Annotated in this window: 15 protein-coding genes; 10 read left to right on the top strand and 5 right to left on the bottom strand. The window is 35.6% G+C overall.

The window, feature by feature from the left end:
- The first annotated feature begins 184 nt into the window (after positions 1–184).
- From ACFQ0I_RS00995 to ACFQ0I_RS00985, 3 genes are read left to right on the top strand one after another with little or no spacing between them, the layout of a single operon-like run.
- Positions 185–2,221, top strand: coding sequence for a transketolase family protein (locus tag ACFQ0I_RS00995; RefSeq protein ID WP_379938550.1), 2,037 nt, complete (start codon positions 185–187; stop codon positions 2,219–2,221).
- Between the two features lie 11 nt (positions 2,222–2,232).
- Positions 2,233–2,889, top strand: a complete 657-nt coding sequence (fsa, locus tag ACFQ0I_RS00990; protein ID WP_379938548.1) for a fructose-6-phosphate aldolase — start codon at positions 2,233–2,235, stop codon at positions 2,887–2,889.
- Positions 2,890–2,924: 35 nt separating this feature from the next.
- A complete protein-coding gene (locus ACFQ0I_RS00985; RefSeq protein WP_379938546.1) occupies positions 2,925–3,611 on the top strand; it encodes an NUDIX hydrolase in 687 nt (228 codons plus the stop codon).
- A 73-nt stretch (positions 3,612–3,684) separates the two neighbouring features.
- On the opposite strand, the gene ACFQ0I_RS00980 is transcribed toward ACFQ0I_RS00985, so the two are convergent.
- From ACFQ0I_RS00980 to ACFQ0I_RS00960, 5 genes are all read right to left on the bottom strand, one after another.
- Positions 3,685–6,591, bottom strand: coding sequence for an alpha-amylase family glycosyl hydrolase (locus ACFQ0I_RS00980; RefSeq protein WP_379938545.1), 2,907 nt, complete (start codon positions 6,589–6,591; stop codon positions 3,685–3,687).
- 67 nt (positions 6,592–6,658) lie between these two features.
- The gene (locus tag ACFQ0I_RS00975) at positions 6,659–8,335 is read right to left on the bottom strand and encodes a SusE domain-containing protein (RefSeq protein WP_379938543.1); all 1,677 of its coding nucleotides are present in this window, start codon (positions 8,333–8,335) and stop codon (positions 6,659–6,661) included.
- Positions 8,336–8,352: 17 nt separating this feature from the next.
- A complete protein-coding gene (locus tag ACFQ0I_RS00970; RefSeq protein WP_379938541.1) occupies positions 8,353–9,483 on the bottom strand; it encodes a SusE domain-containing protein in 1,131 nt (376 codons plus the stop codon).
- Between the two features lie 17 nt (positions 9,484–9,500).
- Entirely contained in the window at positions 9,501–11,102 is a 1,602-nt protein-coding gene (locus tag ACFQ0I_RS00965; RefSeq protein WP_379938539.1) for a RagB/SusD family nutrient uptake outer membrane protein, read from the bottom strand.
- A gap of 11 nt (positions 11,103–11,113) precedes the next feature.
- Entirely contained in the window at positions 11,114–14,017 is a 2,904-nt protein-coding gene (locus tag ACFQ0I_RS00960) for a SusC/RagA family TonB-linked outer membrane protein (protein WP_379938537.1), read from the bottom strand.
- A 340-nt stretch (positions 14,018–14,357) separates the two neighbouring features.
- Between ACFQ0I_RS00960 and ACFQ0I_RS00955 the strand changes: the two genes are divergently transcribed.
- The 7 genes from ACFQ0I_RS00955 (at position 14,358) to ACFQ0I_RS00925 (ending at position 25,474) form a co-directional block, all read left to right on the top strand.
- Entirely contained in the window at positions 14,358–15,431 is a 1,074-nt protein-coding gene (locus ACFQ0I_RS00955; protein ID WP_379938536.1) for a LacI family DNA-binding transcriptional regulator, read from the top strand.
- Between the two features lie 131 nt (positions 15,432–15,562).
- Entirely contained in the window at positions 15,563–16,924 is a 1,362-nt protein-coding gene (locus ACFQ0I_RS00950) for an MFS transporter (protein ID WP_379938534.1), read from the top strand.
- Between the two features lie 4 nt (positions 16,925–16,928).
- Positions 16,929–17,582, top strand: a complete 654-nt coding sequence (gene pgmB, locus ACFQ0I_RS00945) for a beta-phosphoglucomutase (protein ID WP_379938533.1) — start codon at positions 16,929–16,931, stop codon at positions 17,580–17,582.
- A gap of 89 nt (positions 17,583–17,671) precedes the next feature.
- Positions 17,672–19,978, top strand: a complete 2,307-nt coding sequence (locus tag ACFQ0I_RS00940) for a glycoside hydrolase family 65 protein (RefSeq protein WP_379938531.1) — start codon at positions 17,672–17,674, stop codon at positions 19,976–19,978.
- A 15-nt stretch (positions 19,979–19,993) separates the two neighbouring features.
- The gene (locus tag ACFQ0I_RS00935; protein WP_379938529.1) at positions 19,994–21,943 is read left to right on the top strand and encodes a glycoside hydrolase family 13 protein; all 1,950 of its coding nucleotides are present in this window, start codon (positions 19,994–19,996) and stop codon (positions 21,941–21,943) included.
- Between the two features lies 1 nt (position 21,944).
- Positions 21,945–23,075 (top strand): alpha/beta hydrolase, encoded by a 1,131-nt coding sequence (locus ACFQ0I_RS00930; RefSeq protein ID WP_379938527.1) that lies wholly within the window; start codon positions 21,945–21,947, stop codon positions 23,073–23,075.
- Between the two features lie 8 nt (positions 23,076–23,083).
- Positions 23,084–25,474 (top strand): glycoside hydrolase family 31 protein, encoded by a 2,391-nt coding sequence (locus tag ACFQ0I_RS00925; protein WP_379938526.1) that lies wholly within the window; start codon positions 23,084–23,086, stop codon positions 25,472–25,474.
- Positions 25,475–25,476 lie beyond the last annotated feature (2 nt).

The raw sequence follows: 25,476 nt of genomic DNA, 5'->3' as shown, positions 1-25,476 counted from the left end.
TTAAAATTAAGTGTTTTAGAGACACTTAACTAATAATTTTATTTTATATTTGCTAAAGTATATATCTAATGAATTTAATATAGCCATTAGATAAATGTTTTTGTAGTTTTGCAAAATTATTTCTAAAATCAATCTAATGAGTTCCAACAACATAGTTGGCTATTAAAAATTAACCATAATTAAAATGAACAAAAAATTAGATCAACAAGCAGCAGATAATATCAGAGCTTTAGCTGTAGCCATGGTAGAAAAGGCAAATTCAGGACATCCGGGTGGCCCGATGGGCGGTGCAGATTTTATGCATATTTTATATTCGGAGTTCTTTAATTTTGATCCAACCGATATGGAATGGCCTTTCAGAGACCGTTTTTTCATGGATGCGGGTCACTTATCTACCTTAATGTACGCTCAGTATTATCTATTAGGAAATTATGAAAAGGATGATGTTGCTAATTTTAGACAATGGGGTTCAATAACTCCAGGTCACCCAGAAGTAGATGTAAAAAGAGGGATTGAAAATACGTCTGGTCCGTTAGGACAAGGCCATACTATGGGTATTGGTGCCGCTATTGGCGCTAAATTTTTACAAGCCAGATTTGGAGATTGGATGAATCATAAAATTTATGGTTTTATTTCTGATGGTGGTGTACAAGAAGAAATATCGCAAGGTGCGGGTAGAATTGCTGGTCATTTAGGATTAAGTAATTTTATCATGTTCTTCGATTCGAATGATATTCAATTATCAACGTCTACCGATGAGGTAACTACCGAGGATACTGCCATGAAATACGAAGCATGGGGATGGAAGGTAGTAACGATTGATGGGCATAACCACGATGAAATTAGAAAAGCATTAACTGATGCCAATAACGAAACCGAAAAACCAACCTTAATAATAGGTAAAACTATTATGGGTAAAGGTTGTGTAACTGCCGATGGTAGTATGTACGAAGGTCACTGCGAATTGCATGGGCAACCAATTGGTCATACTGGTGCAGATTACGCAAAAACTTTAGAAAACTTAGGAGCTAGTACTGAAAATCCATTTGATATTTATCCAGAGGTTGCGGCTTTTTATAAAGATATTTTAAAAGCAAAAACAGCGAAGGCTGCAGGAAAGAAAGCAGAAATTGCAGCTTGGAAAGCATCAAACAAAGCCTTAGCAGATAAATTAGATTTCTTCTTGTCTGGTGAATTACCAGCCCTAGATTTCGAATCAATAGAACACAAAGCAGGATTAGCCTCTAGAGCTGCATCATCTGGTGTTTTAGGCTATTTAGCAGGGAAAGTAGAAAACATGATTGTGTCTTCTGCCGATTTATCTAACTCAGATAAAACCGATGGGTTCTTAAAGAAAACCCATGCTCTTAAAAAAGGAGATTTCTCAGGGTCATTTTTACAAGCAGGTGTAGCAGAGTTAACCATGGCATGTATTGCTAACGGATTAGCCTTACACGGAGGTATCATTCCTGTGGTGGCAACATTCTTTGTGTTTTCAGATTATATGAAACCAGCTATACGTTTAAGTGGTATTCAAGAATTAGGCGTGAAATATGTTTGGACGCACGATGCCTTTAGAGTAGGTGAGGACGGACCAACACACCAGCCAGTAGAGCAAGAAGCGCAAATTCGTTTATTAGAAAAATTAAAAAATCATAGTGGTAAACCAAGTTTCTTAGCCTTACGTCCTGCAGATTCTGCCGAAACAAGTGTGGCATGGAAAATGGCTTTAGAAAATAAAAATACCCCAACAGGATTAATACTTTCAAGACAAAACATCAAAGATATTCCTGCAAAAGGAACTTCAAGATATCAGGAAGCATTAGCTGCTGAAAAAGGTGGGTATTTAGTAAAAGAAGTTGAAAATCCAGATGTGGTTTTAATCGCCAACGGATCAGAAGTTTCAACACTTATTGCTGCTGCCGAAATTTTAGAAGCAGAAAATGGTTTAAAGGTGAACATTGCTTCAGTAATTTCAGAAGGTGTATTTAGACTGCAATCTAAAGACTATCAGAACTCAGTAATTCCAAAAAACAAGCCATTATTTGGATTAACAGCAGGATTGCCTGTTAATTTAGAAGGATTGGTTGGCGAAAATGGTAAAGTGTTCGGATTAGAACATTTTGGATATTCTGCACCAGCAAATGTATTAGATGAGAAATTCGGATTTACAGGCGAAAAAGTGAGCAAACAAGTATTAGAATATTTAAAAACAGTATAAAACTTAAGCAAATGAAATTTTTTATTGATACAGCAAATCTTAAAGATATTGCCGAAGCACAAGCTTTAGGCGTATTAGATGGTGTTACCACAAACCCATCATTAATGGCAAAAGAAGGCATTACTGGAGCTGAAAATATTATCGCACATTACAAAAAAATCTGCGAATTGGTAGATGGCGATGTAAGTGCAGAAGTTATTTCAACCGATTTTGATGGTATGGTTAAAGAAGGCGAAGCTTTAGCGGCTTTACACCCACAAATCGTTGTAAAATTACCTTTAATTGCCGATGGTATTAAAGCATGTAAATATTTTTCAGATAAAGGTATCAGAACCAATGTAACCTTGGTATTTTCTGCTGGTCAAGCCTTATTAGCGGCAAAAGCAGGAGCTACGTATGTGTCACCATTTATCGGTCGTTTAGATGATATTTCTACCGATGGATTAAACCTAATCTCAGAAATCAGAATGATTTATGATAACTATGGTTTTCAAACACAAATATTAGCGGCATCTGTACGTCACACCATGCATATAATTGATTGTGCAAAATTAGGATCTGATGTAATGACTGGACCTTTATCTGCAATTAAAGGATTATTAAAACACCCTTTAACTGATAGTGGTTTAGCACAGTTTTTAGCTGATTATCAAAAAGGAAATCAATAAATAGAATTGCTTTATTGTAATATTTCTTTATAAATATGACAGTTGACATAAGAAAATATAAAGAAATACAACAAATTAAAGTTGCGGTTGATTGTATTATTTTTGGTTTTAATGATAACCGTTTGGAGTTGTTATTAATTCACAGAGGTTTTCAGCCAGAGAAAGGTAAATGGTCTTTAATAGGTGAATTTATTGGTAATGACGAGGATTTAGACGATGCTGCCAACCGCGTTTTGTATGGATTATCTGGTTTAGAAAACATCTATATGGAACAGGTTAAGACCTTTGGTAAAGCAAATCGTGATTCGTCTGGAAGAGTTATCTCGACCACTTATAGTGCTATGATTTTAAAATCGCAGTACAATGAGGAGCATGTAAATAAGTATAATGCAAAATGGTTTCCAATCGACAATTTGCCAGAGTTAGTTTTTGATCATAGAGATATGGTAGATTCTGCTATAAAAAGATTGCGAAGACGGGTTAGAAATTTCCCAATAGCTTTTAATTTGTTGCCAGAGAAATTTACGTTACCGCAGCTGCAAGCGTTATACGAAGGTATTTTAAACGAGCCCATTGATAAAAGAAATTTTAGAAGAAAGGTCGCTCAAATGAAGTATTTGGTAAAGCTTAGCGAGAAAGATATGTCCGAATCAAAAAAAGGGGCTTATTATTACTATTTTGATGAAGCTTTATATGAAATAGAACAAAACTTTAATTTATAAAAGTTTTAGATTAGAAATAAAAAAAGCATCCAAATTTTTGGATGCTTTTTTGTTTTGAGTCAGTTTTTACTACTTATAGTTTAATGAGTTTGTTAGTGCCTTGTTCGCCTAAATTGTTGGCTGTTTTTATGATATAAATACTTTTTGGCAAATTTGAAACATCGAATAAGTAACCTTTTTCAAAACTGCCTTTAAAGGATTTAACAAGTTTTCCAGTAACATCATAAACATTTAATGCTTCAATATTTTTATTTATTGAGAACGAATTATTTGCAGGATTTGGATATAATGTTAAGCCAGAATCTAGCGTAAGGTTATTGGTGCTTAAGGTTATAGATTTTTGGTTACCATAAATTTTAAATCCACCAGCAGGAATAGTAACACTTGTTGTAGCGCCACTTATAGATGTGCTTCCAGTAGCATCCATTAAATCATACCAAGTTTCGGAATAAGGAAAACTCGGATTCACATTTTGTGAAACTATATCAAAATTAGCAAGAATAATGACGTTTTTCAGTGAAGCACCCGTGGCAGTTTCACTACCCGTATAAATACTTATTCGAGGCGTTAAGCTTCCGGATGTTATGTTATAACTACCTTCAAAAACGGGTTCGTTAATCTTTAATTGGTTTAATCTTGCCCAAGTGTTATAAATTTGGCTTCTGTTAGAATCGGTTAGCCAATTATTAGTCCATTGCGGCTGTGGTTTGGTATCTAATTTACAATCACCATCGTTATTGCCATCATAGTCAGAATTTACTACACCATTATTACACGTCCAAATTGAATTATTCATACCTAAATCTCCAAAATGCCAAATCATTTTAGGACCAGGAATGGTTAATGTAACGGCGCCAAGTGCCGGCATTCTAGATAAGGCAGTATTTAAATCTTTAACACTATAAAAGGGAGAAACTGTTTGTGCGTTACCAAACTGCAGGTTTTTATACATTAATCGTTCTTCGTCATGACTTTCGGCATACCCTACAAGTCGTGGAGACGTAAACCCTCTGCTAACATGCCCCATTCTATTAATGTTTGAATTAGAACTATACCCCATGGTTAATTGGTTATATGGGTCGGTCATTTTACCCCACATCATAATACCTTTAGGAATGGCATCGGTTAATCTATAATTGGCCCACTGTTGTTCTTCATTATCGGTGCCTAAATGTTCGAAAATAACGTAATGTGTTTCATCTAATGTCCATGAATAATCGGCATAGGCTTTTAAAATGTCAACGCGATCTGCTTGATAAGCATTGGTACAAGACTCTTGGCCTCCCGTAACATTCGATGGGCAATTTTGAGTAAAACCTTTAGTTAAATCCCAGCGGAACCCATCAATTTTATATTCAGTTATCCAATGATTTACAACTTGCTTCACATAGTTTTGAGTATAAGGGCTTTGGTGATTAAAATCTTCACCTACATTATAACTATGTCGTGCGGCTGTATTAAAATAAGGATTTTCAGACGACGGACTTCCCCAGCCATCGCCATCAGGATCATTCATCCACATTCTCACCATCGGATTTCTTCCAAAAGCATGGTTTAGAGCAATGTCTAAAATAACCGCAATACCGTTTTGGTGGCATACATCTACCAATTCTTTAAACTTATCTGAAGTACCATAATATTTATCTAGCGCCATATGAAATGCGGTGTTATAGCCCCAGCTTTCATTGCCTTCGTATTCCATGACTGGCATGAGTTCGATAGCGTTAATATTTAAGTTTTTGAAGTAACTGATTTTATCAATTAAATCTTGAAAATTTCTGTCGGCATCAAAGTCTCTAATAAGAACTTCATAAATTACTAAATCTTCCTTTTTAGGTTTAGAAAAGTTGGTTACTTGCCATGGGTAGCTGTTTTGCCCTGTTTGCAATACGGTAACTTCTCGTTCCTGCCCTGTTGGATATGTGGGTAGGTTCGGATAAGAGGCGTTAGGAATGCCCGGATCATCAAAAGGTGACAACACAAGTGTTGAAAAAGGATCGGCAGTTTTTACTAAAACCGGCGTGCCAGATATAGGGGTTTGATCGACCACCCAATATTGGTAAGTCTCAATTTGACCAGCAGTTAATCCTGTAAGTTCTAACCAGAATTTGGTACTCGAAGGCGTATTGTCCTTCTTCATGGCATAAGTAGCATTTGGTTGCCAGTTATTAAAACTTCCAGCCACATAAATAAAATCTTTTAATGGCGCATCAAGAACCAAAGTTGCTTTGGTGGGATCGGAAGGGTTGTAATTAATACCATTTACCAAACCGGCCGGAATTGTTGCACTAGCAATGTTTGGATTAACAATCACTGCAAACTTTTTAACTATGGTTGTAGTAGCTTGCGTAACCGATAATTCATAGTTTTGGTTTGAAGTAATATTAGTGTGATTAAACACATAACTAGAGGTAGAAGCGTTTGTATTAATGGTTGTGCCGTTAGATTTTAAAACATAGCTAGCGTTTCCGTTTGTATTGGAGGCTGTGATGTTTAAACTGCCTCCTGATGTTAAAACGGTGGCACTGTTTTGGGTTGGCGTGTTTAATGTTACTTGAAAGAAACCAACCTCTGAAAAAATATCTTGACTTTGTCCATTACCAGTTTTAGTTTTTATTAAGAACCCTATTCGTCCAATGTCTGTTCTTGCATAGAATGTTGTTGGCGTAAAAGAAATCGTGTAGGTGTCAGGTCCTGAATTGTAAGTTAATTTATTTGCTTCGTTGGAGCTGGCCCAGGCGCCATTTGTAGGGCAATTAAGTTCATTAGTGTCATTCAAATCATAAGACCATGCCCATAAATAAAGCGCGTTACCAGTAACACCCCAAGTTGATTCGTTAATGCTATTGCCATTAAACGTAATTGTAATAGGATCTCCTTCATTATAAGTTGCGGGACTAATACTGTAGGTTACTGTTTGTTGTTGAGATAGTCCAGATAATTTGAATAACAAGAATAAAAGAAATGTAATTTTTTTCATAATCTATTTGTTTTTGACAAAGAAGGCTGATGTAAATCAGCCTTTTTTTAAATAATTACTTGAAACTTTAATTTACACTGTATGTTCCTTTTGTGAAATCTACAGTTATGGTATATGTTCCAGCGCCAGGAGATGCTACGTTGTTTTCGTCATCTCTAACAATCATTCCATTATACTTTTTGCTGGCACCCCAATCGTTATCCCAAGAGCCTTGAACAGGAAGGAATTTAAATTCGTCGGAAGCTGTTAATGCTTGACTAATAGTAAATAAACCTTCAGATACTTTGGTGAAAGCTGGTGCTGTACCATTGTTCCAGCTATTAGGAGAACCTACTAGAAATAGATTTTGAGGGACTTCTCGCAGAGAATAAGATAAAGTATTAAAATCAATAGTTACCATATACGTTCCAGCAGTTGTAACTGGGATGTTTTGCTCATTATCTTGTTCTAATACGTTTGGTGATGTTTTATTCTCACCCCAATCATTAGACCATGATCCAGAAGTTGGTAACATTTTAAAACTATTGCCAGCGGCAAATGTTTGCATTCTTACAAATACACCATTTCCAGTGGTATTGAACTTTTGCGTTGCATCATTATTGTTCCAATTATTATGGTCACCAACCATGTATAAGTTATCAATTTTAGCCACTTTAAAACTTAGCGTATTAAAGTCAACAATTACCACATAGTTTCCAGTTTCTGTTACTGTAATATTTTGTTCATTATCCTGAACAAGTTTGCCAGGATTTACTTTGTCTTCGCCATAATCGCCTTCCCAAGAACCAGATGTTGGTATCATTTTAAAAGCATTGCCAGCATTAAACGCTTGTACTTTTACAAATACTCCAGCTCCGTTGTTGTAAAATTGCTGAGAAGCATCCCCTTTGTTCCAACCATTATGGTCGCCAACCATAAATAAATTGTCTGGGATTGGTACAATGTAAGCTGTAAGTGCAATAGTTATTTTTGCTGAAGTTCTTGTTAATTCTCCCGAAGCAGAATTTACGATAGCGTTTACTCTAAAATCGAAGTTTGAAGCAATGTCTGGTTTTCCACCACTGCCAATTACCAAATCGTTAAGTGCATCATGGGTTATAGAAAACGTATTGCTATTAGTAGATCCTATTACGGTTGAAGCAGCAAAATCTGTTCCAGCTAGTGCCATTTCTATCTCATAATCGATCGCTATGATGCTGTTTTCTCCAATTTCAGGATCGTTCCAAGTTATTGTTAATGCCGTTTCATTGGCTTTTGCATCCTCTAAAACAGCACTAAAGGTATTGTTCGGACTTGTAATACTCGGTACAGTTGTAGGGAATTTAGATACTTGAAATAATATGACATTCGACATAAAACTTCCAGTCACCAATCTTACATAAATGGCTGTTTCTGTATAAGATTTAATGGATGCTGCACTTAAGTATTGATTTAGGTCTGTTACACTGATTGTGAAATTATTACTATTAGAAGTTCCAATAACGATAGGTGTTGTAAAATCGCTATCGGTTGCCATTTCTACAGTGTAAGAGCTGCTTCCTGTTACTTCATCATTCCAAGAAATAGTAAAAGCAGGATTATCGGGCAATGCAAAGTTTAAAAACACATTGCTTATTCCAGGTTCCTGCAACTTAAATGCAGGATCTGGAGAGGTTATTTCGATGCTTTCCTGAGTTTCACAAGCAGTAAAAATAAGAGCTAGTGAAAGAAATAGGAAACCTAATTTTTTAATATATAAATTCATATCTATTTTTTTATTTATTATAAATTCAACGGTATCATGATATAACGACCAGTTAAATCGTTAAACCAAACCTCGTAATCGTCTTCAACTACCACGGGAATACTTCCGCCGTTTAAAGTTGCTTGTCCAGAAAATTCTGTAGTTCCTGCCCAAACAGCGCCAGTATTGGTTTTAAATTGTAAGTCGCCTGGTACTAAGCGTATGTTTGGTATGTTCCAGATATGACCATCAAAAGTTGATTTAATCATAGCAGTTGTAGTAGCAGCAGACCCAAATAATTCAATGCCTGTAAAGTTCGCTGCTCCTGTAGCGTTATACGCCGTCATGGTGTATTTTTTGCTAGAAAAGTTTATGGTAAATTCGTAATAACCACTTGCAGATACGCCAAATCGTCCAGGATCTGAAGATTGTGTACCTGGGTTTCCAGCAATGTCGCCAGCCGCTTTTGGTGTATCACTACCTTCATTTTCTACAACACCCCATTGCGGCTGCCATAAACCTCTAGTTTCTAGTATTTTAAATCTACCCTCGCTAAAATCGGAGCTTGCTTTATTAAAATAACCAGTGTAATAAAACAGATTGCTATTGCCGCTATCTCTAAATAAAGCTGGGTTATTGTTATTATTATTCCATCCTGGAGCTACACCATTCCCTACTAAATAGTAATCTTCAAATGTATAATTAAAGTAAGGATACACATTAAAGCTAATGGTGTTAGAAGCTACTGGAAGTCCGGTTTGTGTTCCTAAAGACGACACCACTCTTGCGTAAATGGTATTCCATTCAAAAGGAGATAAGCCGGCATTACCTGCAGCCGCATTTAATTCGTTAACAGACATGGTAACTGTAGTATTTCCTGTAATAGTAGCTACTACTACTGAATTAGTAAAGTCGCTATTTCCAGCAAATTCAATACTGTATTTAACAGCAGCTTGTTGGCCATAATCGGCCTCAGTCCAGTTAAGGGTTATTGCAGGGTTGTTCGTGTTTACGGCATCTAACTCAATATCTGTTATGGCCAAATCAGACAACACTACAGGATCTGTATCAGATACACTAAAGGTATCAGTGGTGTCGGTACATGAGCTCATCAGTAGTATTGTAAACACTGTGAGCATATAAATCGATATATTTTTCAAATTCTTCATTTTAAATTCTTTTAATATTAGTACCCTGTATTTTGAGTAAGATTAGGATTTGCAGCCATACTTGCTGTTGGTATAGGGTAAAGATTAAAATAGGTAGGTAATGAGATACCATTACTTCCATTTCCTTTCCAAGTCCAGTTGTAATTACCACCTGTAAACTTGTTGTAGCGAATTAAATCTTGTCTTCTATGAGCTTCCCAATGTAGTTCTCTTGCACGTTCATCTAAAATAAAGTCTAATGTTAAACCAGCAGATGAGATGGTGTTTGTATTGTTTGCTCTAGTTCTTAATGCGTTAACATAGCCAAGGGCTTTTGTTTGGGTTCCGCCACCGCCTCTTAAATGTGCTTCGGCATACATTAAATATACATCGGCTAATCTAAATAATGGGAAATCGGTATCAACAAATGTTTGGTCAATTCCAAAACCTCCAGTAGATTTTGCATTCGAATATTTTGTAATAACATATCCAGTGTCTTTATCTGAAATGTCTGTTATTTCAATCGGTCTATTTGCAGAAATAATGGTGTTACGGGTATCATTAGCAAACGCAGAACCAAATAGATTGGCTAATTGTTTTCTAATTCTAAGAGCGCCTCCCCATCCTGCTTCACTAACACCTAATGCAGTACCATTTTCTTCTAAACTTCCTACTTCGCCATTAATCATTACAGTTGTTGGACCATAATTTTGAGTGGTAGATCCATCGGATACGATTGGGAAAATAATCTCGTTAGTAGCAGAATTGGTATTATTGTCTGCCATAAAGTTATGAAGATAGTTAGTTGCTAAAGAATAACCACCATCTGTAATTTTATCGCAATAAGTTATACAATCGGCATAACGATCGGTTGCAATATACACTTGTGCATTTAAGTACATTTTAGCCAAAATCATGTAAGCTACCGCTTTGTCGGCTCTACCATACTCATTTTGTCTTGGTGCCACTAAATCAGCATCGATGTCTTTTAACTCATTTTCAATAAATGTGAATAATTGAGCTCTGTCGTAAACGGCAGGTATCGAATTAATAGCATCCTCTTCGGTAGCAAAATTAGCTTTTCCAAAGATGTCCATCATGTAATAATAAGCCATAGCACGCATCAATCTAGCTTCTGCTCTATAGGTAGTAATTTGGCTTCTTGTTGCAGCCGAAACATTTCTAGCATCTAATTTAGCATCGGTAGTTTCTCTAAGGAAGTTGTTCGCCAATGCTACTGAAAGATGTGCTCTACTGAACATACCTAGTAATAATGGATTTTGAGCAGTCCAGATATTTCTTTGAATTTCTCTGGTTCCTGGGTCGTTTTCATAAGACCAAATCATTTCATCGGCCGAAAGGGATTGCACATATAATAATACACGTCCAAATTGACTGGTTCCAGCATCAATGTTTTTAAGGTTGGAACTTCCAGCTCCGTCGGTACCAGTTAATGCTAAGTTAGCATAAATACCCGCCAATACCTGTTTGTAAGCGGCTTCGCTTGTAAAAAGCTCTTCGCTTAAGGTGGTTTGGTCGTCTTTAGGGGTGATATTTAAATCATCGGTACAAGAAGTTAATGACACGATAAAAAGAAATATAAACCCAATTGTTTTGTTTATTTTAAATCTTGTTTTCATAGTTGTTTTTTTTAAAATTTAAAATTAGCTCCAGCCAAAATGTTTCTTGGTCTAGGGTAAATCAAGTTATCAATTCCATTGAATACTTCAGGATCTAATCCGCTATAGTTGGTGATGGTGAATACATTTTGAACACCTCCCCATACACGGATGCTTTTTAAATTTTTGGTGATATTATTGAAGGTATACCCAAGTGTAATGTTATCCATTTTTAAGAAAGATGCATCCTCTACATAAATGTCTGAGATAATAACATCTGCAGTACGAACAAAACCTGTATTTAATACCGAGGTTGGAATGTTAGCAGGTACAGCCACATCTTGTAATAGCTCATATTGCGCTCTTGAAGAGTTTACGTTGTTATACACATAGTTGCCTAAATTAGCTCTAAGGTTAAACGATAAATCTAAATTTTTGTAATTGATATTAGATTGGAATCCTAGAATAACATCGGCTCCTGGATTTTCTTTTATGTAACGGTCGTTATCATTAATAATATTATCGCCATTTAAATCTACATAAGCACCTTCTATAGGATTTCCAGAAGTATCGTACAATTGTTTGTAAACACTAAATGAGTTAGGAGCTTGTCCTTCTCTTAATATTTGAATGTTATTTCCTGTTCCACCAGAAATACCTCCAGTTCTAACATCTTGTCCTAATGCTAATTTTGTAATTTCTCTGTCTAAGAATGTCGCATTAAAATTAAAATCAACATTCCAATCTTCTTTTTGAACCACGTTAGCATTTACAGAAAATTCTAAACCGTTAATTCTTAACTCACCGATGTTTTGGATAATACTGTTTGAAAAGTTTGTTCCATCAGCCACCGAAGCAGTAAATAATAAGTCTTTTGAATTTTTTTGGAAGAAGTTTAATGATCCAGAAAGTTTGTTGTTAAATAATCCGTAATCTAAACCTAATTCTATAGTTGCAGTTTCTTCCCATTTTAAGTCTGGGTTAATTTCTGAAGCTATTAAAGATTGAATGGCAACGTTTCCAAATTGGTATTGTGAATTGGCATCACCAGCACGGTAACGGTTTAAGAATACATCTTTTTCACTTACCGCTTGTTGCCCTGTAATACCATATCCTGCTCTTAATTTTAAATTAGAAATGGTTGTAGAGTTTTTTAAGAAATCTTCATCGCTTAAATTCCAAGCAAGCGCCGCCGCTGGGAAATCGCCCCATTGGTTGTCTTTGCTAAAACGAGAAGTCCCATCGCGTCTGTAGGTAAGCGTTAATAAGTATTTGTCTAATAATGTAAAATTAGCTCTACCAAAGAATCCTATTAAAACCACGTCTGGGTCTTCATAACTACTTGGAAAACTTAAGGCATCTAGTCTGTTTCCTGTGTCGTCACCACTATTGGTGAATTTTTGGTATGAATAACCAGCAGTAAACTCAGTACGTAACGTGTTAAACTCTTTGTTGTAAGTTAAATACCCATCAAGTAATTTGTTGGTTCTTGTTTGGTTTCCAAAAGAAGAATTTCCCTTTACATCATCATTGGTAGCGTAAGTCGCTGAGTTAATGATTTTAGATTGGCTTTCGTCGTATCCAATATTTAAAACAGCTCTTAAATCTGGAAGGAAATGGAATTTATAATCGAAATTTAAATTCCCGTAAGTTCTGTTTAAATCACCTTTATTATTAGTTTGTAATAAATTTGCGACTGGATTGGTTGCGCCGCTTAAAAGATTTGATCCTGATCTGTGTTGGTAAAAACCACCAAAAGGTGATGTTGCATCGTAAACAGGTTGTGTAGGATCGTATTGTAATGCGGTTCCTATTTGTCCTGAATCTGCAAATCGGTTATCCTCATAAGCTAAGTTTGCATTTAAATTAACTTTTAAATGATCGTCAAAGAACGACGGATTTAAAGCTAAACTTAAATTTCTTCTTTCAAATTTAGAGGTTAATAATGCTCCTTGTTGGTCGGTTACTCCAAACGAGAAACGAGCTGGTAAAACTTTGAAAAGTGCGCCTTGCATAGAAATATTATGGTTTGTAGAAACCGTATTTCTAAAAATTTCATTTTGCCAATTTGTGCTGGCAGTTCCTAAAGCATTTACATTTAAAGTAGTGCCAGGAATTGGTTGAGATGCTACTAACTGTCTGTAATCGTCTCCAGAGAAAACCTCAATGTTGTTGGTAATTTCTCCAAAGGTATACTGTGCATCGTAGGTAGCACTAAAAGTAGATTTACCTTTTTTAGTAACGATAATAATAACACCGTTAGATGCTCGAGAACCATAAATGGCTGTAGCCGAAGCGTCTTTTAAAACAGAAAATGAATCGATATCATTTGGGTTTATACTTGATAAAACACCATTTGATCCACTTAATCCATTGTTATCTATTGGTAAACCATCAATAATAATAAGTGGGTCGTTAGATGCGTTGATGGAAGATCCACCACGAATTCTGATTTCTGAACCCGCACCTGGAGCCCCACTAGTTGTTACACTAACACCAGATACACGACCACTTAATAAGTTTTCGGGCGTTACAATGTTACCTCGGGTAAAATCTTTAGAAGTAATGGCTTCAACCGAACCTGTTGCATCTTTCTTGGTAGTAGAACCATATCCAATTACAACAATTTCACTTAATTGTGCGGCATCTTCTCTTAGCTGCACATTTAATGTTGCTTGTCCAGAATACGTTACTTCCATAGGTATGTAGCCTACATAAGAAAATTGAATAACGTCTCCTTTTTTAACCTCAATTTGGAATTTCCCGTCAAAATCTGTTGCAGTACCCTTTGTGGTGTTTTTTATAATAACATTTACTCCGGGTAACGGAGATGAAGTTGATTGTTCTGTTACTGTTCCTGTAAGCTTTGTTTGACCGAATAAAATTACGGGCGATAAAAGCATAAAAAACAGCAAACTAATTGTAGTTGTTTTCATATGAAATAATTAAAGTAATGTTTTGTTTAGTTTATTATATTGTCACTTCTCAGTTCAAATCTATGTAAATTTAGTGTAAACTAATAATTTAGCATTACGAAATTCTCAACGAAAACGTTTTCGTGTTGACAACTTTTTAAGTATTATGAGTAATTTTAAGTATTATGAGTAAATTTATGAATATAATAAAAATAGCTATATAGAAAGCTTGTTTAAAGTTCACCACTTCGAAAATTGGCATTTTGTGATGTTGTTATGAAGAAGTACTGGATTTATAATTTTTTTATGAATTAAGATTGCTATATTTATTCCGCCTTAACTAAAGAACTAAATGTAACGCATGAAACGAAAAATAACTTTAAAACAAATAGCAAAAGAATTAGACGTTTCCATCTCAACCGTTTCAAAAGCGTTAAGTAATAGCAAAGAGATTAGCGAAGATACTACTCAAAAAATACAGGCCTTTGCTAAATTATATAATTATAGGCCTAATAATATTGCCCTTAGTTTAAAAAACAGAAAGACAAAAACTATTGGGATTTTAATCCCCGAAATTGTTCATCATTTCTTTTCAACCGTAATTCGGGGTATCGAGTTAGTGGCTAATAATCGTGGTTATAATGTTATTGTAGGACTATCAAACGAGTCGTTTACAAAAGAAATTATCAATATGGAAATGCTGGCAAATGGCAGTATAGATGGTTTTATATTATCCATTTCAAAAGAAACCTTATTAAAGCAAGATTACCATCATTTTCATGCAACCATAAATCAAGGCATGCCTATTGTGTTGTTCGACAGGGTGGTTAATGAAGTGAAATGCGATAAAGTAGTGGTAGATGATTTTAAAGGTTCTGTGAAAGCCGTTAATAAATTAATTTCAACAGGTTGTAAAAACATAGCTTTAATAACTACTATGGATTATGTGAGTGTTGGAAGGTTAAGAACACAGGGCTATCTAGAAGCATTGCAGGAACATAAGATGCATGCAGATTCTAACTTAATTTTAAAAATAGATGATAGCTTAGATGTTGAAGACCAGTTGGATAATTTGGAAAACGAAGTCGAGAATTTCTTTAAAGTAAACAAGAAAATTGATGGTGTTTTTGCGGTTAACGAATTGTATGCCGTAACTGCTATGAAAGTTGTGCGAAAGTTAGGGTTACATATTCCTAACGATGTACAAGTTATTGGTTTTACAGACGGTGTTTTGTCTAAACACGCCAGGCCAAGTTTAACTACGGTAAGCCAACATGGTCAAAAAATTGGTGAAAAAGCAGCCGATTTATTAATAGATCGATTGGAGCGCGATGAGTTAGAAGAGGCCGATTATATTGAAGAAAGTGACAGAAACGAACACTTTAAAACCGTTGTAATTGAAACCGCATTAATTGAAAGAGATTCTACTAAATAATTATTTTTTTAGGTTGAATTAAAATCTTTTATATCTTTGCCACGAATCAAAACTTATATTTTCACTTCTCACAGAAAAAGTTTTGATAAGAAAAGCTTATCAAAATAGTATCAATTTTAATATACTATTTAATGGAAAAGCGTAGATTAAGTTTCTGGCAAATCTGGAACATGAGTTTTGGATTTCTAGGAATTCAAATGGGGTTTGCCCTACAAAATGCCAACGCAAGTAGAATACTTCAAATTTTCGGAGCCGATGTTCACGAACTATCGTGGTTTTGGATTATAGCCCCACTAATGGGATTAATTGTTCAACCCATAATAGGTCATTACAGCGACAAAACTTGGAGTCGATTTGGACGAAGAAAACCTTACTTTTTAGTTGGAGCCATATTGGCGTCTATTGGCTTAATATTAATGCCTCGGGCAGATATGTTTATTGCATTTTTGCCAGCTCTTTGGGTTGGTGCAGGAATGTTAATGATTATGGATGCTTCGTTTAATATTGCCATGGAACCATTCAGGGCATTGGTAGGCGATAACCTTAGAACAGACCAACGCACCTTAGGTTTTAGCGTGCAAACGGCCTTAATTGGTTTTGGGGCGGTAGTTGGTTCGTGGTTACCTTATGTTTTAACGCATTGGTTTGGTATCTCCAACCAAACTACAGAAGGATCGGTTCCTTTAAATTTAATTCTATCGTTTGTCATTGGTGCCGCTATTCTTATAGGTTCTATTTTAGTAACCGTTTTAACAACTAAGGAATATTCTCCCGAAGAATTGGAGAGCTTTATCGACGACCAAGTTCATGCCGAAACCATATCGAATGATGAGGAAGTTAAAGAATCTAGTCTGTTGGATATTTTTGAAGATTTCAAAAAAATGCCAGATACCATGCGCCAACTTAGTTGGGTGCAATTTTTCTCTTGGTTTGGGTTGTTCGGAATGTGGGTGTTTGCTACACCAGCAATCGCACAGCATTTATATGGATTACCACATACCGATAGTAGTAGTGCCGCTTACCAAGATGCAGGCGACTGGATAGGGATTCTATTTGGAGTTTATAATTTAGTTTCTGCTTTGTATGCATTTGCATTGCCGTATATTGCGAAGCAAATAGGTCGTAAAAAAACGCACGCTATCTCTTTAATTATTGGAGGTATCGGGTTGCTTTCTGTTTACATTATGCCAGATAAAAACTGGTTAATAGTCTCTATGATAGGTGTTGGGATTGCTTGGGCAAGTATTTTAGCGATGCCTTACGCTATTTTAGCAGGCTCTATATCACCTAAAAAGATGGGAGTTTATATGGGAATTTTCAATTTTTTCATAGTAATTCCTCAAATAATTAATGCATTAATTGGCGGTCCGCTAGTTAAATATGCATATAACAATCAGGCAATTTTTGCTTTAATGCTAAGTGGTGCAAGTTTTATTATTGCTGCTGCTTTAGTGTATAAAGTAAAAGATGTTGATGATGTAATACAATCTTAAATTAATGAATAAAAAAGGATTTATATTCGATTTAGATGGTGTCATTGTAGACACCGCCAAATATCATTATTTGGCTTGGAAAAAATTAGCAAACCAATTGGGTTTCGATTTTACCGAAGAACAAAATGAAATGTTTAAAGGGGTAAGTCGTAAACGCTGCTTGGAAATACTATTGGAAATAGGCGACATAAAAGCGACTCAAGAACAATTTGATACTTGGATGGTAGAAAAAAATGTCGACTATTTACAATATATCGACAAAATGGATGCCTCTGAAATTCTTCCAGATGTTAAAAAAGTATTGGAGTTTTTGGTTGCAAACAAACAGCCTATCGCCTTAGGTTCGGCAAGTAAAAATGCACAGCCTATTTTAGAAAAGGTAGGACTGCTACCTTATTTCGATTCCATTGTTGATGGAAATAATGTAACAAAAGCAAAACCAGATCCAGAGGTTTTTTTAATTGCTGCAAAACAATTAGGTGTTACTCCAGAAAATTGTGTTGTTTTTGAAGATGCCGTTGCTGGAATTGAAGCTGCAAATAATGCCAACATGATAAGTATTGGAATAGGAGATGAAAACGTGCTTAATAAGGCCGATTATAATTTCAAAGATTTTACTGAAATGCCATCGGATTTTTTAAGCAATTTAATAAAATAAGTAAGAATTCAGAATAGAGAGAATAGATTAGCGAGCATAGAATTTGAGTTAAGCGGTCTAATAGCTTTGTTCATTTATCAAAAATTAAAATGAATCAGGATTATATCATACCAAATAATTGGTCAGTCATAGAAGAAGGTTTTGATGCATCGCGTGTTGAATCTTCAGAGAGTCTCTTCAGTATAGGTAATGGCGCCATGGGACAACGTGCCAATTTTGAAGAGCATTATTCAGGAGAAACCTTTCAAGGAAGTTATATAGCTGGAGTTTATTATCCAGACAAAACGCGTGTGGGCTGGTGGAAAAATGGCTATCCAGAATATTTCGCTAAAGTGTTAAATGCTCCAAGTTGGATAGGAATTAATGTGTCTATAAATGGCGAGCAACTCGATTTACATGCATGCAAAAAAGTTGAAAACTTTAGAAGAGAACTCAATATGAAAGAGGGTTGGCTATCGCGAAGTTTTACGGCTACGTTGCAAAATAACATGCAAGTTGAAGTTAACTCAAAACGTTTTTTAAGTTTAGAGTTAGATGAAGTTGGCGCGATTAAATACAGTGTTAAACCGGTAAATAATAACGCTACTATAACGTTTCAGCCGTATTTAAGTAGTGCGATTACAAATAAAGACACGAACTGGTCTGATAAATTTTGGGATACTTTACAAGTAAGTCACGAAAATGAGCTAGCCTTTATTCAGGCTAAAACCATGAAAACAGAGTTTCATACCTGCACGTTTATGCAATCGCAGTTATACGTAAATGATAACAGCATTGCTATAAACTTAGATGCTCAAAAAAGCGAAAATTTGGTGTCTTTCAGTTACACGCAGGAAGTAAAAAAAGGAGACGTTTTTTCAATTCATAAATTTGGAGGTTACACGGTTGATAGAAATCATGATAAAAACGAATTAATTTCTGCCGCTAAGAAAACTTTAAAAACAGCCACAGATTTAGGCTTTAATGGCTTGTTAGAAAAGCAAAAGAAATCTTGGGGAAATATTTGGGAAATGGCAGACATTGCTATTCAAGGCGATGTCAAAGCACAACAAGGTATTCGCTTTAATATTTTTCAGTTAAACCAGACCTATTTAGGGAAAGATTCCCGATTAAATATAGGTCCGAAAGGTTTTACTGGTGAAAAATATGGTGGAAGCACCTATTGGGATACCGAAGCCTATTGCATTCCTTTCTATATGGCAACAAAAGACCAGCAGGTGGCTAAAAGTCTTTTAGAATATCGCTACAATCATTTAGAAAAGGCTATCGAAAACGCCGAAAAATTAGGCTTTAAAAACGGTGCAGCCTTGTATCCTATGGTAACTATGAATGGTGAAGAATGCCATAACGAATGGGAAATAACATTTGAAGAAATTCACAGAAATGGAGCTATTGCATTTGCCATTTACAACTACCATCGTTATACAGGAGACTATTCGTACATTCCAGAAAAAGGACTAGAAGTGTTAATAGGTATTGCACGTTTTTGGCAACAACGCGCCACATTTTCTACCCATAAAAACAAGTATGTAATTTTGGGAGTAACGGGTCCGAATGAATACGAAAACAACGTAAATAATAATTTTTACACCAACTATTTAGCACAGTGGTGTATTAAATATACTTTAGAAACCATTGACAAAGTAGCCTCGGAATATAACTCAGATTATACCCGAATCATGGCTAAAACTAATTTGTCTAAAGCCGAATTAGAGCAATGGGAAACAGTGGCAGATGGCATGTATTTCCCATACTCAGAAGAACATCAGGTTTATTTACAGCAAGATGGATTTTTAGATAAAGAATTAATAACGGTTGCAGATTTAGATAAATCGCAGCGCCCAATTAATCAAAAATGGAGCTGGGATAGAATTTTACGCTCACCGTATATTAAACAAGCAGATACCCTGCAAGGTTTTTACTTTTTCGAGGATCAATTTACTACCGAAGAATTAGAGCGTCATTTCGATTTTTACGAGCCATTTACAGTGCACGAAAGTTCTCTGTCGCCATGTGTGCATAGCATTCAAGCGGCAAAACTAGATAGAATGGAACAAGCTTACACTTTTTATTTAAGGACTTCCCGATTAGATTTAGACGATTATAATCACGAAGTACACGAAGGCTTACATATTACCTCTATGGCAGGAACTTGGATGAGTATTGTAGAAGGATTTGGAGGCATGCGTATTAAAAACGATATGTTATCATTTACGCCAAAAATTCCGAAACAGTGGGATGCGTATTCGTTTAAAATAAATTTTAGAAATAAAATTTTAAAAATGCATGTAAGTCAGGATCAAACCACCTTTACAGTAGAAGGAAATTCAGATTTACAAATAATGGTTAATGATAAGTTGATAACTATTCAACCAAATCATTTGGTGACTGTTTAATATAAATTTAATAAAATGATAAAGGTAAGTAGTATATTTATTCTGTTTTTTGTGGCATTGAATTTGCCAATGATTCAATTAGATAATAATCATTCAACCGAATATCAAAAAAACAGCTTAATGATAGAACATCAAGATATAGAACGTGTAGAGCCAGCAAATTGGTGGGTGGGTTTTAAAAATCCAGAACTGCAGTTGTTGGTAAAACATCCAAATATTTCTGGCGCGATACCAAAAATAAAGTATCCTGGTGTTTCAGTTAAAAAGGTTCACAACGCAGACAGTCCTAATTACCTTTTTGTAGATTTAATTATTGATAAATCTGCAAAAGCAGGGAAATTCAATATTGTTTTTAAACTTAAAGATGGGTCAGAAAAAATTCAGACCTATGAATTAAAATCGAGAACAAAACCAGCCGATAAGTATGTTGGTTTTAATAGTTCTGATGTTATTTATCTTATTACACCTGATCGTTTTTCGAATGGAGAACCATCAAACGATATTCATGAAAATTTACTTGAAAAAACCATAGATCGAAGCGATAATTACGCGAGGCATGGCGGCGATATTAAAGGTATAACGAATCATTTAGATTATATTCATGATATGGGATTTACGGCAATTTGGCCGTGTCCGTTATTAACTAACGACATGCCAAGTGGCTCTTATCATGGGTATGCTATGACCGATTTTTATGAAATCGATCCGCGTTTTGGTACCATGACCGAGTATCTGGAATTGGCAGACAAAGCGAGAGCAAAAGGTATGAAGCTAATCATGGACCAGGTTGCTAATCATTGCGGACTAGAGCATTGGTGGATGAAAGATTTACCTTTTAAAGATTGGGTAAACTATCAGAAAAACTTCGAAGAAAACTTAGATTCGTGGGATAAAAAATCTACTATTACATCAAATCATCGTCGTACTAGTAATCAGGATATTTATTCTTCAAAAAAGGATAAAGAAGAGATGAGCGATGGATGGTTTGTGTCGGGAATGCCCGATTTAAATCAGCGCAATCCGTTTATGGCTAAATACATTATTCAAAATAGTATTTGGTGGATTGAAACTGCTGGTTTAGGTGGGATTCGTCAAGATACCTATCCGTATTCCGATAAAGATTTTATGAGTTTATGGGCAGGTGCTATTATGGAACAGTATCCAAATTTCAGTATAGTTGGCGAAGAGTGGAGTTATAATCCATTAATTGTTGGATATTGGCAAAAAGGAGCTAAAAACAGAGATGGGTATCAATCTAATTTGAAATCTCCTATGGATTTCCCGTTGCAGCGCAATATCGTTAATGCTTTAAATGAGTCGGAAAATTGGGACACAGGTTTGGTTAAAATGTATGAAGGATTGGCTAACGATTTTCATTATGCGAAACCCAAAGATTTAATGATTTTTCCCGATAATCATGATATGAGTCGCATATTCACGCAATTAAAAGAAGATGTTCTCAATACAAAAGCGGCCTTAGGCTATATTTTAACCCTGCCTAGAATTCCGCAAATATATTATGGAACCGAAATTTTAATGAACGATACAGCGAACCCTGGCGACCATGGTTTAATTCGAACCGATTTTCCAGGTGGATGGGATGGCGATAGCGTGAATGCATTTACGGGCGAAGGACTCACAGACACGCAAAAAGATATGCAACGTTTTGTAAGTAAAATGTTAAACTATCGAAAAAATAGTAAAGCTATTCACGATGGTAAAACACTTCATTTTGCACCTATAGATGGCGTCTATACTTTATTTAGAATAATAGAAGGAGAAACCGTAGTAGTAATAGTTAACAAAAACACCGAGCCCATCACCGTTAATTTAAACCGTTATGATGAGATTGGTTTAAACGGAAAAACCTTAAAAAACATTATTACTAACGAAACGTTTACTTGGGAAGATAACATCACATTAACGTCTAAAGGAATCACCTTGTTCACTACGAAAGCAAATTAGAATGAAATCTTTATTGTTTATAATAAGTGTTTCATTAACTCAAGTTTTGTTTTGTCAGGTCACGTTTATTATCGACAGTTTACCAATTAATCACAATTACGAAAAGAACATTTATATTTCTGGAAATTTTGAAGGTTGGACAGGAGGTAAAGAAGACTTTAAGCTGCTAAAAAATAATATGCACTACCAAATAACATTACCAAACACAAAAGAAACTATAAGCTTTAAATTCACCTTAGGCTCATGGGATGCTGTGGAATGTCAGTTAAATGGAAATCCGATAGAAAACCGAGTTTATAACTTTAATAAAGCCCAAGATACCGTTTATGTAAAGGTTGCGAATTGGCAATCTGAATCCAGTAAATTAGGAATTTCAACAGCCGCTAAAAATGTACACGTTTTTGCTGAAAATTTTAAAATACCACAGTTGCATAGAGAGCGGAAAATAAGTGTGTACTTGCCACCAAATTACAACCAGTCTAGTAACAAATATCCTGTCCTGTATATGCACGACGGGCAAAATGTGTTCGATTTGGCAACATCCTATTCTGGGGAGTGGGAAGTAGATGAAACCTTAAATAGCTTAAGTAATACAAAAGGGTTAAACCTTATAGTTGTTGCCATCTATCATGGAAATGATAAACGATTAAGCGAATATTCACCATGGCCGAATCCAAAATATGCAGAAGCCGAAGGTGATGCTTATTTAGATTTTATAGTAAATACCTTAAAACCAGAAATTGATAAAACCTATCGAACTAAAAAATCTGCAAAAAATACCGCCATTATGGGAAGTTCTATGGGCGGCTTAATAACACATTATGCAGCTTTAAAATATCCAGATGTGTTTGGGAAAGCTGGAGTTTTTTCGCCCTCGTTTTGGTATGCAAACGAGAGTTATAATTATACCGAAAAACACGCCCATGTAAACCATGTAAAAATCTATTATTTGGTGGGCGGTAGTGAAGGTGAAGGTGTGGTTGAGGATGTTGAAAACATGGTGAACCTAATGAAGCAAAATAAGTTCCCAGAAAAAAATATGTTTACTAAAATAGTACCAGAAGGCACGCATAGTGAATCCTTCTGGAAATCGGAATTTGAAAACGCCATTCTCTGGTTGTTTTCTAAATAATTTATATAATGAAACAGTTGTATCGACTAGTACTTATTCTATTTGTTGTTCAAACAACGTATGGGCAAAATGCCAATAGAATATTTGAAAACATGATTGAAAACGATCGTGGCATCATTTTAAAAGTAAATGATGGGAACTATCATATTCAATTTTATACCCCCGAAATTGTTGAAACTACCTTTATTCCAAATGGACAAGTTATTAACCCCGAATCGCATGCTGTTGTTTTAAAACCGAAAAAGATTGAAACTACTTTAGTGGCCGGGGCTTCAGAAATGCTGTATGCGTCTAGCGGTATTTCAGTCCATATAAAAAATCAACCTTTTCAAATAGCTTATAGTTATAAGGGGAAACCAATTATTTCAGAAAAGGCAGGATATGTAAAAAATGATAGTTTAGAAACGCTTCAATTCAATCTGAAAAAGGATGAGGTTTTATACGGTGGTGGTGCGCGCGCTTTAGGAATGGACCGTCGCGGAAATCGTTTGAAACTCTACAACAGAGCGCATTATGGGTACGAAACCCGAAGTGAATTAATGAATTTCACCATGCCAATTGTATTGTCTTCAAACGAATATTTAATCCATTTTGATAATGCACCCATTGGGTTTTTAGATTTAGATAGTAAGCAAGATAACACACTCACTTACGAAACAATTTCAGGCAGAAAAACATATCAGGTTATTGCGGGCGATTCATGGTACCAAATGCTAAATAGTTACACAAAATTAACTGGAAAACAACCGTTGCCACCCCGATGGGCGTTAGGGAATTTCTCTAGCAGATTTGGGTATCATTCTCAACAAGAAACAGAAGCTACTATTGCAAAGTTTAATGATGAAAAAATTCCGGTAGATGCGATAATCTTAGATTTATACTGGTTTGGTAAAGAATTGCAAGGCACCATGGGTAATTTGGAATTTTATAGAGATTCGTTCCCTAATCCGAAGCAAATGATTAAAAACTTACGGGCCAAAAATGTTGAAACGATACTGATAACAGAACCCTTTATTTTAACCACTTCCAATCGTTGGCAAGAAGCCGTTGAGGCCGATATTTTAGCCAAAGATTCACTTGGAAACCCGTTTAAGTACGATTTCTATTTTGGTAATACCGGATTGATTGATATTTACAGTAATCAAGGTAATCGCTGGTTTAAAAATATTTATAAAGATCTGGCAAATATGGGTGTCACAGGTTTTTGGGGCGATTTAGGTGAACCCGAAGTACATCCGTCCAAATTAATTCATGCCACAGGTACCGCTGATGAGGTACATAATATTTATGGGCACGATTGGGCAGGTTTAGTGCAGGAAGCTTGTCAAGAAGCGCGTCCAAGTCTACGTCCTTTTGTATTAATGCGTGCAGGGTACTCAGGCTCGCAGCGTTATGGTCTAATTCCTTGGTCGGGAGATGTAAACCGAACTTGGGGCGGATTGCAATCGCAACCAGAAATCGCTTTGCAAATGGGCATGCAGGGTATAGGCTATATGCATTCAGATTTGGGTGGTTTTGCCGGAGATAATTTAGACGATGAGTTGTATGTGCGCTGGTTGCAATATGGCGTGTTTCAGCCAATTTACAGACCCCACGCTCAGGAAGAAGTTCCGAGTGAACCCGTATTTAGAAGCGATAATGCCAAAGCCTTAGCTAAAGAAGCTATCGAGTTACGTTACAAATTATTACCATATAATTATACGGTAGCATTCGAAAACAATCAAACTGGAGCGCCTTTAATGCGTCCCTTGTTTTTTGAAGAAACTAACAATTCAGCGCTTTTTGCCTATGCTGATGCCTATTTATGGGGATCTGATTTTTTAGTGGCTCCAATTTTAGAGTCTGGTAAAAAAATGCAAGAGGTCTACTTTCCAAAAAATTCGGTGTGGTTCGATTTTTATACGAACCAAAGATTTGAAGGGGGACAATCAAAAAAGGTGTTTCTTAACAACAATTCTATTCCAACGTACGTAAAGGCTGGTGCATTTATACCGATGGCAAAACCCATGCAATCAACCAAAGAATACACCGGAAACGACATAGAACTACATTACTATTTTGATACATCGGTTAACGAAAGTAAAGGGCAACTTTATAACGACGATGGGTTAACATCAGCTGCTTTTGAAAAAGGTCTTTATGAAATACTCCATTTTGAAGGTGAATTAAATAAACAGATTTTAGAAATAGAATTGGAGGCCGAAACTGGTAATGTTTATCAATCGACCAACAAGCAGGTGGAGCTAATACTTCATAATATCACACAAAAGCCTAAGTATATAAAATTGAATGGCAAAAAGCTTCAAGTTGCTCATAATGCGATGTCAAAAACTCTAAGCATTCCATTAGTTTGGGATACAAAAAATAAGGTTGAAATTAAAATTAAACTAAAAATTTAGTG

The sequence above is a fragment of the Mariniflexile aquimaris genome (assembly GCF_042676825.1).
GTDB lineage: Bacteria > Bacteroidota > Bacteroidia > Flavobacteriales > Flavobacteriaceae > Mariniflexile > Mariniflexile aquimaris.
This window is presented reverse-complemented; position numbering and strand designations above follow the sequence as displayed.